The sequence below is a fragment of the Kribbella speibonae genome, from assembly GCF_004331375.1.
In the GTDB taxonomy this organism is placed as follows: domain Bacteria; phylum Actinomycetota; class Actinomycetes; order Propionibacteriales; family Kribbellaceae; genus Kribbella; species Kribbella sindirgiensis.
This window is the reverse complement of the sequence record NZ_SJKC01000002.1, coordinates 1,278,149-1,290,820: the sequence shown is the minus strand read 5'-3', so window position 1 is coordinate 1,290,820 and position 12,672 is coordinate 1,278,149. Positions and strand designations below refer to the sequence as shown.

Below are 12,672 nucleotides of genomic sequence, written 5' to 3'. Positions count from 1 at the left end.
TGACAACAGCTTGGCCCGAATCAGTGCGAACCTGGGCCTATGGAGCAACGGGGTAACGGTCAGTGGTGGGGCCATCACGACATCACATACGCCGCCGTCGCCCGGCTGTACGAACAGATGGCGGGCCCGGACGGGACGATCCGCGGCCTGCGCCTGGAGGAGTACGCCGAAGCGCTGGATCGGGCCCAGGCGCATCAGGACCGTCCGCTCGGCGCCGGCATGATCGAGAACTACAACGGATCCGGGAAGTCCATGCCGTACGTGGGACCCGGGCCGACCGCGCACTCGGCGTACGTGAACCCGAACGCGCAACGCGAGCACTTCATGGCGGACCCGTACCGCAAGGGGCTCGACAACCTGGAGACCAACACCGAGTACATCCACGACCAGCTCGCGCAGGCGTCCGGGGGTGACGAGTTCCGGCATCTCGGCGCGGCCGCACACGCCTTGCAGGACAGCTACTCCGGTGCGCACGCCTGGCGCGCGGACTCGGTGTACGACGGCGATCCGACCGCGCCGGTGGTGTCGTTGCACGTGTTCACGCCCATGCACGTGCTGGGTCTCGACGACGGGAAGAACACCCACTCCGACGAGTTCGACACGCCGCCGGCGACCTCGGGCTCGGTGCGCGCCGCGACCGAGGCGACGTACCGGATGCTGCGCAGTTACGAGCTCAACCGCGACCAGGCTCCCGATGCGGCGGACCGGGCCCGGCGCAACGACCTGGCGCCGATGCTGCAGGCGTCGCCGTCAGGTGTCGCCGTCAACTGGTACCCCAGCCGCGAATGGACCCTCGAGCGGAACCGCCGGCTCGCTCTCGAGCACGGAGTCATCCAGCCCGGCCCCGAGTCGGCCGAGATCGCCCGCCTCACCGGGATCCTCGCGCCGAACGCAACAGCCGGGACCACGCCGGTGAAACCGCCCGAGCGGCGCCCCGGAGGCGTGTCCCGGGGAATTACGAGTGAGGGTGTCGGACGGGACGGCTAGCATGGGTGGATCACATCACCTGTCTTCAGGAGGAAGAGCCTGTCCAGGCCACGCAGTATCGAACCGGAGGCGCGCCCGAACGGGACCGTTGCAGGCGCAGCCGCCAGCACGCAGGCGTCGCACAAGATCGTCGTGCCGAACAGCATCGACATGGTGGCCCTGCTCGGAGCCCGGGACGAGTTCCTCCGCATCGTCGAGAAGGAGTTCGCCGCCGACATCATGGTCCGCGGCAACGAGATCACGCTGAACGGCGAGCCGGCCGAGCTGGCCCTGGCCGAGCGGCTGATCGACGAGCTGATCGCCGTGATCCGCACCGGGCACGGGCTGACCGCCGACTCGGTCGAGCGCAGTATCGCGATGATCAAGCAGGCCACGGCCGAGAGCCCGGCCGACGTGCTGACGCAGAACATCCTGTCCAGCCGCGGCCGCACGATCCGGCCGAAGACGCTGAACCAGAAGCGGTACGTCGACGCCATCGACAAGAACACCATCGTGTTCGGCATCGGCCCGGCCGGTACCGGCAAGACCTACCTGGCGGTCGCCAAGGCGGTCCAGGCGCTGCAGGCCAAGGAGGTCAACCGGATCATCCTGACCCGGCCGGCCGTCGAGGCCGGCGAGCGGCTCGGGTTCCTGCCCGGCACCCTGTCGGAGAAGATCGACCCGTACCTGCGGCCGCTGTACGACGCCCTGCACGACATGCTCGACCCGGAGTCCATCCCGCGGCTGATGACCGCCGGCACGATCGAGATCGCGCCGCTGGCCTACATGCGCGGCCGGACGCTGAACGACGCCTACATCATCCTGGACGAGGCGCAGAACACCTCGCCGGAGCAGATGAAGATGTTCCTCACCCGGCTCGGGTTCGGCTCCAAGATGGTCGTCACCGGCGACGTCACCCAGGTCGACCTGCCGAACGGGATGAACTCCGGCCTGCGGGTCGTGCAGGAGATCCTCGAGGGTGTCCAGGACCTGACGTTCTGCCGGCTCACCGCGCACGACGTGGTCCGGCACAAGCTGGTCGGCCGGATCGTCTCGGCGTACGAAAACTATGAAGGTAGTGCTGACAACCACCGATGAACGTCGAGGTCAACAACGAGTCCGGGGTCGAGATCGACGCACACGGACTGATGCGGCTCAGCCGGTTCGTGCTGTCGTCGCTGCGGCTGCACCCGGAGTGTGAACTGTCGATCAAGCTGGTCGACGAGGACACCATGGCGCGGTATCACGTCGAGTTCCTGGACCTGCCGGGTCCGACCGACGTGATGTCGTGGCCGATGGACGAACTGCGGCCGGGGTCCGACGGCGACGCCGACGAGGACCTGCCGCTCGGGCACCTCGGCGACATCGCCCTGTGCCCGACGGTCGCCGCCGCGCAGGGCGCCAAGGCCGGGCACGGTACGTGGGCGGAGCTCGAGCTGCTGACGGTGCATGGCATCCTGCACCTGCTCGGCTACGACCATGCGGAACCCGCCGAGAAAGCGGAGATGTGGGACATCCAGGGCCGCCTGCTGGAAGCATGGCGCGCACCTGGAAACCGGCTAGAGGCGTGATATCCCGATGACTTCCCACGACCTTGTTCTCCTGGTTGTGGCTGCGGTGCTCGTTCTGCTGGCCGGGCTGTTCGCCGGGGCCGAGGCGGCGCTGTCGTCGTACTCGAAGGTGCGGGCGAACGAGCAGGTCGAGCTGGGCAACCTGCGGGCGGTCCGGCTGCGGGACCTGCTGTCGGACGCCCCGCGGTACCTGAACTCGCTGCTCCTGCTCCGGCTGATCTGTGAGATCACCGCGATCGTGCTGGTCACCCAGGCGCTGTCCGAGGTCCTCTCGGTGACCTGGGAGCACATCCTGATCACCGCCGTGGTGATGGTGCTGGTCTCGTACGTGATCATCGGGGTCGCGCCGCGGACGCTCGGCCGGCAGCACTCGGACCGGTTCGCGATCATCTCGGCCGGTCCGGTGATGGCGGTGACCCGGATCCTCGGGCCGCTGCCGAAGTTCCTGATCCTGATCGGTAACGCGCTGACGCCGGGCAAGGGGTTCGCCGAAGGTCCGTTCGCCACTGAGGCCGAGCTGCGGGCGCTGGTCGACTACGCGGAGAAGTCCGCGGTGATCGAGTCCGGCGAGCGGCAGATGATCCACTCGGTGTTCGAGCTCGGAGACACCATCGTCCGCGAGGTGATGGTGCCGCGCACGGACATGGTCTACATCGAGCGGCACAAGAAGCTCCGCCAGCTGACGTCGCTGGCGCTGCGGTCGGGGTACTCGCGGATCCCGGTGATCGGCGAGTCGCTCGACGACATCGTCGGCGTCGTCTACCTCAAGGACGTGATGCGCCGGGTGTACGACAACGCCCAGGCCGAGTCGACCGAGCGGGTCGAGTCGGTGATGCGGCCGTGTATGTACGTCCCGGATTCGAAGCCCGTCGACGAGCTGTTGCGCGAGATGCAGGCGGCCCGGATGCATCTGGCGATCGTCGTCGACGAGTACGGCGGTACGGCGGGACTGGTCGCGATCGAGGACATCCTGGAGGAGATCGTCGGCGAGATCACCGACGAGTACGACGAGGACCCGGACTCGGTGCAGCAACTGTCCGACGGCGCGTACCGGGTGTCGAGCCGGCTGCCGATCGACGAGCTCGGCGAGCTGTTCGGCGTACCACTGGACGACGACGACGTCGACACCGTCGGCGGTCTGATGGCCAAGCTGCTCGGCAAGGTCCCGATCCCCGGCGCCGAGGTGACGATCGAGGGATTGTCGCTGACCGCGGAGCGCCCGTCCGGCCGCCGCAACCAGGTAGGTACGGTTCTCGTACGGCGCGAGGAGCCAACTCCCGCGCCCCAGGACCAGAACCACCAGCACGCCTGATCGTCTAGGAGTTCCACTTTGTCTGACCTCTCCGCTGAGGACGCCAAACTCGTCACGCTCGCGCGTGCTGCCCGGGCGCGGACCCGGGCCGCCGAGGGTGCCGCCGTCCGGGACTCCGACGGCCGCACCTACTCCGCCTGCACGGTCGCGCTCGACACGGTCGAGCTGACCGCGTTGCAGCTCGCGGTCGCGATGGCGCTCTCGTCCGGAGTCAAGGGCCTGGAGGCGGCGGCAGTGGTCACCGAAGCCGATTCGGTCGAGGTGAACGTCGTACGGCATTTCGCCGGCGCCAACATTCCCGTAGTACTTGCCCTTGGCACTGGAGAGGTCCGCGATGTCGTCAGCACCTGAGAACTTCAAGTCGGGTTTCGCCTGCTTCGTCGGCCGCCCCAACGCGGGCAAGTCCACCCTCACCAACGCGCTGGTGGGGAAGAAGATCGTCATCACGTCGTCGAAACCGCAGACCACGCGGCACGCGGTCCGCGGGATCGTGCACCGGCCGGACGCGCAGCTGATCCTGGTGGACACCCCCGGTCTGCACAAACCCCGCACCCTGCTCGGCGAGCGGCTGAACGATCTCGTGAAGACCACCTGGGCCGAGGTCGACGTGATCGCGGTCTGCCTGCCGGCCAGCGACAAGATCGGCCCGGGCGACCGCTTCCTGGCGGCCGAGGCGGCGAAGGTCGCGAAGACCCCGAAGGTGGCGCTGGCCACCAAGGCCGACCTCGTCGAACCCGACCGGATGGTCGAGCACCTGGCCGACATCCAGGCGCTCGGCGAGTCCGCCGGGATCGAGTGGGCGTCGATCGTGCCGGTGTCGGCCACGTCCGGGTACCAGGTCGATGTGGTCGCCGACGAGCTCGTGAAGCTGCTGCCGAACGGCTTCCCGCTCTACCCGGACGGCGACATCACCGACGAGCCCGAGGAGACGCTGGTCGCGGAGCTGATCCGCGAGGCGGCGCTGGAGGGTGTCCGGGACGAGCTTCCGCACTCGATCGCGGTGACGATCGATGAGATGGGGCTGCGCGAGGACCGTCCGGAGGACAAGCCGCTGCTCGACGTGTACGCGAACATCTTCCTGGAGCGCGAGAGCCAGAAGGGCATCGTCATCGGCCACAAGGGCGCGCGGCTGCGCGAGGTCGGCGCGGCGGCCCGGCGGCAGATCGAGGCCCTGCTCGGTACGCCGGTGTACCTCGACCTGCACGTCAAGATCGCGAAAAACTGGCAGACAGACGCGAAGAACCTGCGCAAACTGGGCTTCTGATGAACCTGCGCAACCCCGTGTACGCCGCTCTGACCGGCCCGCACGCGTCGTTCGCCGAGGTCCGCGGCAATGCCCGCCGCTACCCGTCGGCTGTGGCGCCGTTCCTTGCCCTGCCCGAGGTACCGACCGAGCAGGACTGGGCCGACGCGGCCGTCCTGGTCGGCTCCGGTACGACCGCGGCGCTGATGCGTCCGGCGCTGCCGGTGCCGGACAGCTTCAAGCTCGAACTCGAGATCGATCTGGTCCAGTTCGTCGCGCCGGACTCGCTTCCGGCGGCCGACCCGGAGGCGGTCGTCCTCGGCGCGGACGACGTACCCGAGATGCTCGCGCTGGTCGCGCTCACCGATCCCGGACCGTTCCGCAGCCGCACGATCGAGCTCGGCACGTATCTCGGCGTACGCCGTGACGGCGAGCTGATCGCGATGGCCGGTACGCGGTTCGCGCTCCCCGGTCACACCGAGATCAGCGCCGTCTGCACGCACCCGTCGTACCAGGGCCAGGGCCTCGCCAGCCGGCTGATCCGAGCCGTTGCCCACCGCATCGAGTCGTCCGGGCGAACCCCGTTCCTGCACACCGGTGCCGCCAACACCGCTGCGATCCGGCTGTACCGGTCGCTGGGTTTCACCCTCTCCAATGAGATGAAGGTCACAGTGGCCCAGGCGGTCTAGCCTGGAACGGTTGCAACAACGTGCAATCGAGGCGCGTTCTGTCCCTCGCGCAAGTTATGCTCGCGCACGATCTCGAGGTCTCTCGAGGTCGTTCATGTCCTGAGGGGGACTCCCAGTATGAAACTGCAGCGCTTCGCGCTCGCCTTGGCCGGTGTCGGCATGCTCGCCGCCACGGCCGCCTCCGCCCCGGCCACCGCCGCCGTCCGGTCCGACCCGGCGCCCGCGATCGCCCACCCGGCCGAGAGCAACCTGAAGACCACGCCGAACACCAAGCTCGCTTCCGGGGGATGCCTGCAGGATGTCGGCTTCAACACCCCGACGCCGGGGATCAACGACGTTCTGATCACGCCGGCCAAGCCGCCGCGCGGCGAGTGGTACGCGCCGTTCAAGTTCGTCGGCACCCGTCTCAACACGACGTGGTACGGCGTGCAGACCGACGCGCACTTCTACTACCACAGCCTGTTCGTGCAGGGCGGCACGCTGTACCGCGGTGTCACCTACTTCGACACCGAGTACGCGCGGCCGACGTACGCGCGGATCGGCTCCGGCTGGACCAGCTTCACCCAGCTCGTGACGTCGAACTACGCCATCACCTCGCCGAACCGCTCGTACCTGTACGGGCTGAGCACCAACGGCAGCCTCTACCGCTACGCGGCGTCGGGTGCCACCTTCCGGGCGCTCGGCCACTTCGCCGGCTTCAAGGGCTTCAAGGCGATGACCGTGGTGGCGGAGAACCCGTACTACGACACGCTGCTGATGACCACCAAGGCCGGTGCGCTGTGGACGGTCCGGATCCCGACCGCCGCGTCGACGAAGCCGATTCTGAAGCTGGTGCGGAGCTCGGGCTTCGCGGCGTACGAGTCGCTGGCCGCCCGGGGCTGCGGCGACCGGGGCGGCTCGCTGGTGACCGGTTTCGACAACGAGACCGACTCGGCGTACCAGTACGCGATGAGCAAGTTCAACGGCTCGGCGACGGCTGTCACGTCGTACGGCCGGGTCACCGGCGGCACCATCCCGGGCACCGGTATCTTCCCGATCACCGGCCACTGGAACCAGCTCGTGGGCGAGTGACCTTTCAGCAGTAGAAGCCCGGGGCGTCGCTGGTTGCGGCGCCCCCGGTCTGTTTCAGACCGCCTTCTGGTAGGCCAGGATCCGGGCGACGATCTTGTAGTTGAGCTGCTCGTTGATGCCGATCATGTGGTCGTTGGACTCGGCGTTCCAGGTGTCGACCTGGGACAGCGCCGGCTCGGCGTCGCGGAGTTCGAGGAGCATCGCGGACTTCAGTAGGGCGCCCAGCCGGTGACCGCGGTGCTCGCGGGAGACCGCGGTGTCGTGCTGGTGACCGATGTGCGGGCGCTCGCGCTCGACCGCGATCACCGTGTGGCCGGCGAGCGCGCCGGTGGCCTTCTCGCGGGCGACGACGCGGTGGATCGTGTGGTCGCTCTTCGCCTGCGCCTCTTCGTACGCGCGCAACCGCTCAGTGCTGTAGACGTCGTCCTCGATGTCGAGGTCGTCCTTCGGTGCGTCGTTGATGGACGCGGTGACCGCGATCATCCCGTCGAGCATGTCGTCCGGCAGCGCCCCGGTGAGGGTGACCAGCTCGTACGCCGTCGACGCCGCGACCGCCTCGTCGTACACCGACTGCACGACCGACCAGTCGAGACCGGTGAGGTCCTGGCGGCGGTTCACCTCGATGGCCTTCTGCTCGTAGCCGTGCTTCTCGGCCAGGGCGATCGCCTCGGGCAGGTCGAAGCCGCCGTACCCGATCATGGTGCGTCCGTTGTCACGACCGAGCTGCTCGACGTACTCGATCAGCGCCGCCGCGACCGTGCCGTCACGATGGTCGGGATGGACGGACAGGTCGAACCACACATGGTTCGTGTTGTCGTACGTCGGCAGCGACACGACCAGCAGGCCGACCGCCGTGCCGTCGTCGTCCCGCGCCAGGAACGCCTGCTCGGGATCCATGTCCCAGCCGTACCGCAGCATGTCCGCGAATCCCCGTGGGGTCCCCACGAGCATCTCCGGGCAGTCCTGCTTCACGGCAGCGCTCTGTACGGCGACTGCTTCGATGCACCCGGCCTCGTCGTCGGGTGACAGTTTGATGATCTCCACCTCCACAGCGTCCACTGTGGCGGCGGGTTACCGCACCTGGTTTATCCGAGGTTGGGTTTTGGCATCCCGTACGCGTGTTCGACGGTCATCGAGAACATCAGTCGCTTGTCCTGCACCATCACCGCGCGGTACTCGTCCCAGTCCGGGTGCTCCCCGGACGCGGTCCGGTAGTAGTCGACGAGATCCTCGACCACAGCGTCGTCCGGCGCGGCGGCGACCGGGCTCAGGTCGGCCTTGCCCTCGAGTACGACGTACGAGCGACCGCGGGGACCGTCGACGTACAGGCTGGCGCGGGGATCGCGGCGCAGGTTCCTGGTCTTCGCCCGGCCGTCGGTGAGCGAGACGCGGACGCGCGTCCCGTCGAACACATACGTCACGTTGGACAGCTGCGGCCGGCCGTCCCGCTTGATCGTGACCAGCACGCCGAGCCCGTGAGTCCCGATCCGCTCGAGGAGAGATTCCGTCATACCGCCAGCTTAGGAATTCAAGCGCCCTTGAACGCAAGGAACGTCCGCACCGTGGCCAGCCAGCGGTCGGGTGCCTGGGTGTGGATGCGATGGCCGGCCTCGATCGTGGTGACTGTTGCCGATGGCATCAGATTGGTGAGCAGGCCGAAGCGGGACTGGTCGAGGTGGCTGCGCGCGCCACCGGCCAGGAGCATTGTTGGCGATTGGATCGTCGACAATCCTGCCCACCACTCGGGCTGCGGTCGGCGGAGGTCCGCAATCACGTCGCGGAGGAGCCTTGGGTCGCAGCGGCGCCGGGTCAGCCAGCCTGCCGCTAGCAGCGCTAGCGGCGGCATCGGGCGTACGGTCGGCGCTCTGTCCTGAGCGTCGCGCGGCGGTACTGGCAGCTCCTCGAGCACCATCCGCTCCACTCGATCGGGCTCGGCCACCGCGACGGCGCTCGCCACGAACGCGCCGAGCGAGTTGCCGACGAAGGTCACGCGGTCCAGTCCGCGGAGTTCACGTAGTACCTGGTCGCGGAAGTCGTCGAGCCGGTACGGACGCCGCCGTGGTGCACTCCCGTGGCCGAGCAGCGTCGGTCGGTGCACCCGATAGCCCATCGCCTCGAACTCGGGTACGAACTGATCCCACGTCGACGGTCCGCTCGTCCCCGCGTGCAAACACACCAGATCCCGCATCTTTTGAAGCTCCTCTCAAAGACTCACCAGAAGTACGCCTGCGACCACCACGACCAGCCCTGCGACACGTGGCCGCTCACGGAGCACGACCGCGCCGAGCAGTGCGCCGAGGACGACGTTCAAGGTCCGGCCGACCGCCACGGTGCCGACCGAGGTGAACGACAACGCGAGGAGGACGAGCCCGTAGCTGGCCGGCATCAACACCGCGATCGGTACGGCGGCCCGCCACTGCCGGACCGTGCCGCGGACGTCGCGGACGATTGTCGACAACACGACGATCTGCGCCACGTTCGCGACCGCGAGGTACGAGAGAACGTCGACCTTCAGATTGTCGACCGCGTACCCGTCCCACACGGTGTACGCCGCCGTACAGACCGCCACCGCCAACCCCAGCCCGATCCCGCGCACCGGCGTACGGGAGTGCGGCCGATCCATCAACAGAACTCCGGCGAGCGTGATCCCCGCGCCCGCGAGGACGCGCGGACCCGACCCCGACCAGGGAAGCGTCGCGGCGGACACGAGCAGCGGCGCCGTACCGCGGCTGATCGGATACACCGTGGAGAAGTCACCGACGGCGTACGCCTTCTGCAGCGTCACGGCGTACGTCGTGTGCAGCGCCATGCTTACCAGGCCGGCCCACCAGACCGTTGTGAGCGAGCCGCGGATGAGCAGCACGACCGAGATGGGCAGGGTCAGCAGGCCGCATAGCCAGATGAAGGTGGGACCGCCCAGGCCGCCGCGCTTGAGGAGCAGGTTCCAGGTCGCGTGGCAGCAGGCGGACGCTGTCAGCAGGCCGAGGGCGATCACGTAGACAGTGTCTACAGGATGTCGATAGACGCTGTCTACTCGAACCTGTGGATCCGCTGAAGAAGGCCGCCGGATGCTGGCCCGGCGGCGGTGCGCTGGACACGATCGGAGCATGACCGGGATCAGCGAAAGGGCCGTCGTGCGACGGCTGAACGACCGGCTGGCCTTCGGCCCCGCGCCGAGCGACCTGGAGGCCGGCGTCGACGCGACCGTACGACGCCTGCTCGGACCGACCACGGATGCGGCCGCGGCGGCGATCCCCGCACCGACCGGGCTCGAACCGCCGGCGAAGGCGAAGAAGCAGGACAAAGGCGCGAACAAGCCGGAGAACCGCGCGGGCAAGGGGCAGAACGGTGCGGGCAAGACGCCGGGTGAGCAGACGCCGGGCGGGGAGCAGAGTCCGGGTGGGGAGCGGAGTCCGGAGGGCGAGAAGCGGGATCCGGCGGCGAAGAAGGCTGCCAATCGGGAGCGGGCCGCGCAGGAACGGAAGCTGACGATCTGGTGGCTCGACCGGATGGTCGTGAGCCGGACCGCGGGGGAGCGGCTGACGTGGTTCTGGCACGGGCACTTCGCGACCAGCAACCAGAAGGTCCGCAACGCGGCTTGGATGCTGGCCCAGAACCAGACCCAGCGCCGCCTCGCGCTCGGCCGGTTCGGCGACCTCGCGCAGGCGATGATCGTGGACACCGCGATGATCCGCTGGCTCGACGGACAGAAGAACCGCAAGGGCTCACCGAACGAGAACCTGGCCCGCGAGTTCATGGAGCTGTTCACGCTCGGCATCGGCCACTACCAGGAAGCCGACGTCGCACAGGGCGCGCGCTGCTTGACCGGGTGGGTGCTGCGCGAGGACGCCGCGACTTTCCAGCGCAGGCGATTCGACACCGGCAGCAAGACGGTGCTCGGCAAGACCGGCGACTTCGGCGCCAAGGATTTCGCGCAGCTGACGTTGGCACAGCCCGCGTCTGCCGGGTTCGTGATCGGGCGGTTGTGGTTCCGGCTGGTGTCGGCGACGCCGCCCGACGCGGCCACGGTCGCGCGGCTGACCGCGGCGTACGGCAGCAACCGGGACGTGAAGTCGTTGCTGACGGCAATGGTTGGCGAGGCGGCGTTCCGGGATCCGGCGGCAAGTTTGGTGAAGCAGCCGGTCGAGTGGGCGGTCGGATTGCTGCGGGCACTGGGAGTTCGGCCGGGAAGGCTGGCCGAGAAGGAACAGACCAAGCTGCTCGCCGGCCTGCGGGGGATGGGCCAGTTGCCGTACCGCCCGCCGAGCGTCGGTGGTTGGCCTGCCGGCGCGAGCTGGCTGACCACGTCAGCCGGTGTGACGCGGCTGCAACTCGCGCAGCAGTTGGCCAAGAAGGCCGACCTGTCGATTGTCGACAACGCAACTGATCGAGTGCAGGCGGTCGGCGCCTTGCTCGGTGTCGACAGTTGGTCGGAGCGGACCCGGTCGGCGCTGGCCGGTGTAAAGGACCCGGCGCAGCTGACCGCGGTGGCCGCGTGCGCACCCGAGTACGTCGTGAGCGGATAGGAGCATTGTGGACAATCTGACGAGACGACGGTTCCTGGCGCTCAGCGGCGTGACCGCGGCGGGTGCCCTGGCCGCCGGGGCGACCCAGGTGAACTGGTCCGACCTGATGGCCGCGGCCGTCGACGACCCGCTGCCGAGCGACCAGTCGGTGCTCGTCGTCATCACCTTGTACGGCGGGAACGACGGGCTCAACACAGTCGTCCCGGCGGCGGACCCGGCGTACCAGAAGGCTCGGCCGGACCTCGCGTACCAGCCGAACGAGGTGCTCGATCTCGGCGACGGGCTCGGACTGAACCCGGGCATGAAGGGCCTCAAGGGCTTGTGGGACGACAAGCGGCTCGCGATCGTCCGCGGCGTCGGTTATCCGGACCCGGACCGCAGCCACTTCCGGTCGATGGCGATCTGGCAGACGGCGTCGCCCAAGTCGCCGGTACCGACCGGCTGGCTCGGCCGCTGGCTCGATGCAACCGGCGCCGACCCGCTGCGTGCGGTCTCCGTCGAACCAACCCTGCCGCCACTCCTGGCCGGCGCGACCACGGCCGCTGCCTCTCTCCCGTTGCGCGGACTGTCCTTGCCAGGCGGTGCATTAGGTACGGCGTATGCCGCACTGGGCAAGCCGAGCCCGGGTGAGGGCCACTGGCAGGCGCGGGCGGCCAAGTCGGTGCTGGACCTGCAGAACGCGACGCAGGTGCTGGGCAAGGCGGTGCGGAGCGGCCATGAGCAGGAGGACGAGGACGACGAGGAACGGACCAAGGGCGCGTCTGCTGGCGGTGCCTCGCAGCTCGGCGCGCAGCTCGAACTGATCGCCGGGTTGATCGAGGCGGGTGTACCGACCCGCGCGTACTCCGCCTCGCTCGGCGGGTTCGACACCCATGCGGACGAGCGCGGGACGCAGCAGCGGCTGCTGACCGAACTCGACGGTGCGCTGACGCCGTTCGTCCAACGTCTGCAGCGGACGGACCGCGGGAAGAACGCGGTCGTCCTCGTGTACTCCGAGTTCGGCCGCCGCGTCCAGGCGAATGGCAGCGAAGGCACCGACCACGGCACCGCCGGCCCGGTCTTCGTCCTGGGCGAGAAGGTCACCGGCGGCTTCTACGGCGAACAACCCAGCCTCACAGACCTGTCCAACGGCGACCTCAAATCCACCACCGACTTCCGCGACGTCTACGCCACAGCCCTCCACCAGGTCCTAGGCGCCGACCCCACCCAAATCCTCCCCAACCACACCACCACAATCCCCAACCTCCTCCGCACCTAACCCGGCCAACTCGAGGGCCAACCCTCCAGCTCGGGG

Annotated in this window: 14 protein-coding genes; 10 read left to right on the top strand and 4 right to left on the bottom strand. The window is 68.6% G+C overall.

Going from position 1 to position 12,672, the window contains the following annotated elements:
- Positions 1–39: 39 nt before the first annotated feature.
- The 8 genes from E0H92_RS19385 (at position 40) to E0H92_RS19350 (ending at position 6,852) form a co-directional block, all read left to right on the top strand.
- The gene (locus E0H92_RS19385; RefSeq protein ID WP_131459150.1) at positions 40–987 is read left to right on the top strand and encodes a hypothetical protein; all 948 of its coding nucleotides are present in this window, start codon (positions 40–42) and stop codon (positions 985–987) included.
- A gap of 150 nt (positions 988–1,137) precedes the next feature.
- Positions 1,138–2,064, top strand: coding sequence for a PhoH family protein (locus E0H92_RS19380; RefSeq protein WP_165549887.1), 927 nt, complete (start codon positions 1,138–1,140; stop codon positions 2,062–2,064).
- Entirely contained in the window at positions 2,061–2,537 is a 477-nt protein-coding gene (gene ybeY, locus E0H92_RS19375; RefSeq protein ID WP_131290828.1) for an rRNA maturation RNase YbeY, read from the top strand. The genes E0H92_RS19380 and ybeY overlap by 4 nt, the downstream gene beginning before the upstream one ends.
- Before the next feature lie 7 nt (positions 2,538–2,544).
- Complete coding sequence (locus E0H92_RS19370; protein WP_131290831.1) at positions 2,545–3,849, top strand: hemolysin family protein; 1,305 nt, start codon at positions 2,545–2,547, stop codon at positions 3,847–3,849.
- Between the two features lie 18 nt (positions 3,850–3,867).
- Positions 3,868–4,200: a cytidine deaminase gene (locus E0H92_RS19365; protein WP_131459148.1), complete on the top strand. Its 333-nt coding sequence runs from the start codon at positions 3,868–3,870 to the stop codon at positions 4,198–4,200.
- A complete protein-coding gene (gene era / locus E0H92_RS19360; RefSeq protein WP_131459147.1) occupies positions 4,184–5,113 on the top strand; it encodes a GTPase Era in 930 nt (309 codons plus the stop codon). The genes E0H92_RS19365 and era overlap by 17 nt, the downstream gene beginning before the upstream one ends.
- Positions 5,113–5,781, top strand: coding sequence for a GNAT family N-acetyltransferase (locus E0H92_RS19355; protein WP_131459146.1), 669 nt, complete (start codon positions 5,113–5,115; stop codon positions 5,779–5,781). Before era ends, E0H92_RS19355 begins: the two co-directional genes overlap by 1 nt.
- Positions 5,782–5,898: 117 nt before the next feature.
- On the top strand, positions 5,899–6,852 hold the full coding sequence (locus tag E0H92_RS19350; RefSeq protein WP_131459145.1) for a hypothetical protein: 954 nt from the start codon (positions 5,899–5,901) through the stop codon (positions 6,850–6,852).
- A 54-nt stretch (positions 6,853–6,906) separates the two neighbouring features.
- Here the strand turns inward: E0H92_RS19350 and E0H92_RS19345 are convergent, their stop codons facing one another.
- Genes E0H92_RS19345 through E0H92_RS19330 form a run of 4 tightly spaced genes read right to left on the bottom strand, consistent with a single transcriptional unit; the run spans position 6,907 to position 9,847 of the window.
- On the bottom strand, positions 6,907–7,896 hold the full coding sequence (locus E0H92_RS19345; protein ID WP_238152384.1) for a GNAT family N-acetyltransferase: 990 nt from the start codon (positions 7,894–7,896) through the stop codon (positions 6,907–6,909).
- A 41-nt stretch (positions 7,897–7,937) separates the two neighbouring features.
- On the bottom strand, positions 7,938–8,363 hold the full coding sequence (locus tag E0H92_RS19340; RefSeq protein WP_131459144.1) for a PPOX class F420-dependent oxidoreductase: 426 nt from the start codon (positions 8,361–8,363) through the stop codon (positions 7,938–7,940).
- 17 nt (positions 8,364–8,380) lie between these two features.
- A complete protein-coding gene (locus E0H92_RS19335; RefSeq protein ID WP_131459143.1) occupies positions 8,381–9,040 on the bottom strand; it encodes an alpha/beta fold hydrolase in 660 nt (219 codons plus the stop codon).
- Between the two features lie 15 nt (positions 9,041–9,055).
- Entirely contained in the window at positions 9,056–9,847 is a 792-nt protein-coding gene (locus tag E0H92_RS19330; RefSeq protein ID WP_165549836.1) for an EamA family transporter, read from the bottom strand.
- A gap of 112 nt (positions 9,848–9,959) precedes the next feature.
- Between E0H92_RS19330 and E0H92_RS19325 the strand changes: the two genes are divergently transcribed.
- Entirely contained in the window at positions 9,960–11,378 is a 1,419-nt protein-coding gene (locus tag E0H92_RS19325; protein ID WP_165549835.1) for a DUF1800 domain-containing protein, read from the top strand.
- A 7-nt stretch (positions 11,379–11,385) separates the two neighbouring features.
- A complete protein-coding gene (locus E0H92_RS19320) occupies positions 11,386–12,636 on the top strand; it encodes a DUF1501 domain-containing protein (RefSeq protein WP_131459140.1) in 1,251 nt (416 codons plus the stop codon).
- Positions 12,637–12,672: the final 36 nt, after the last annotated feature.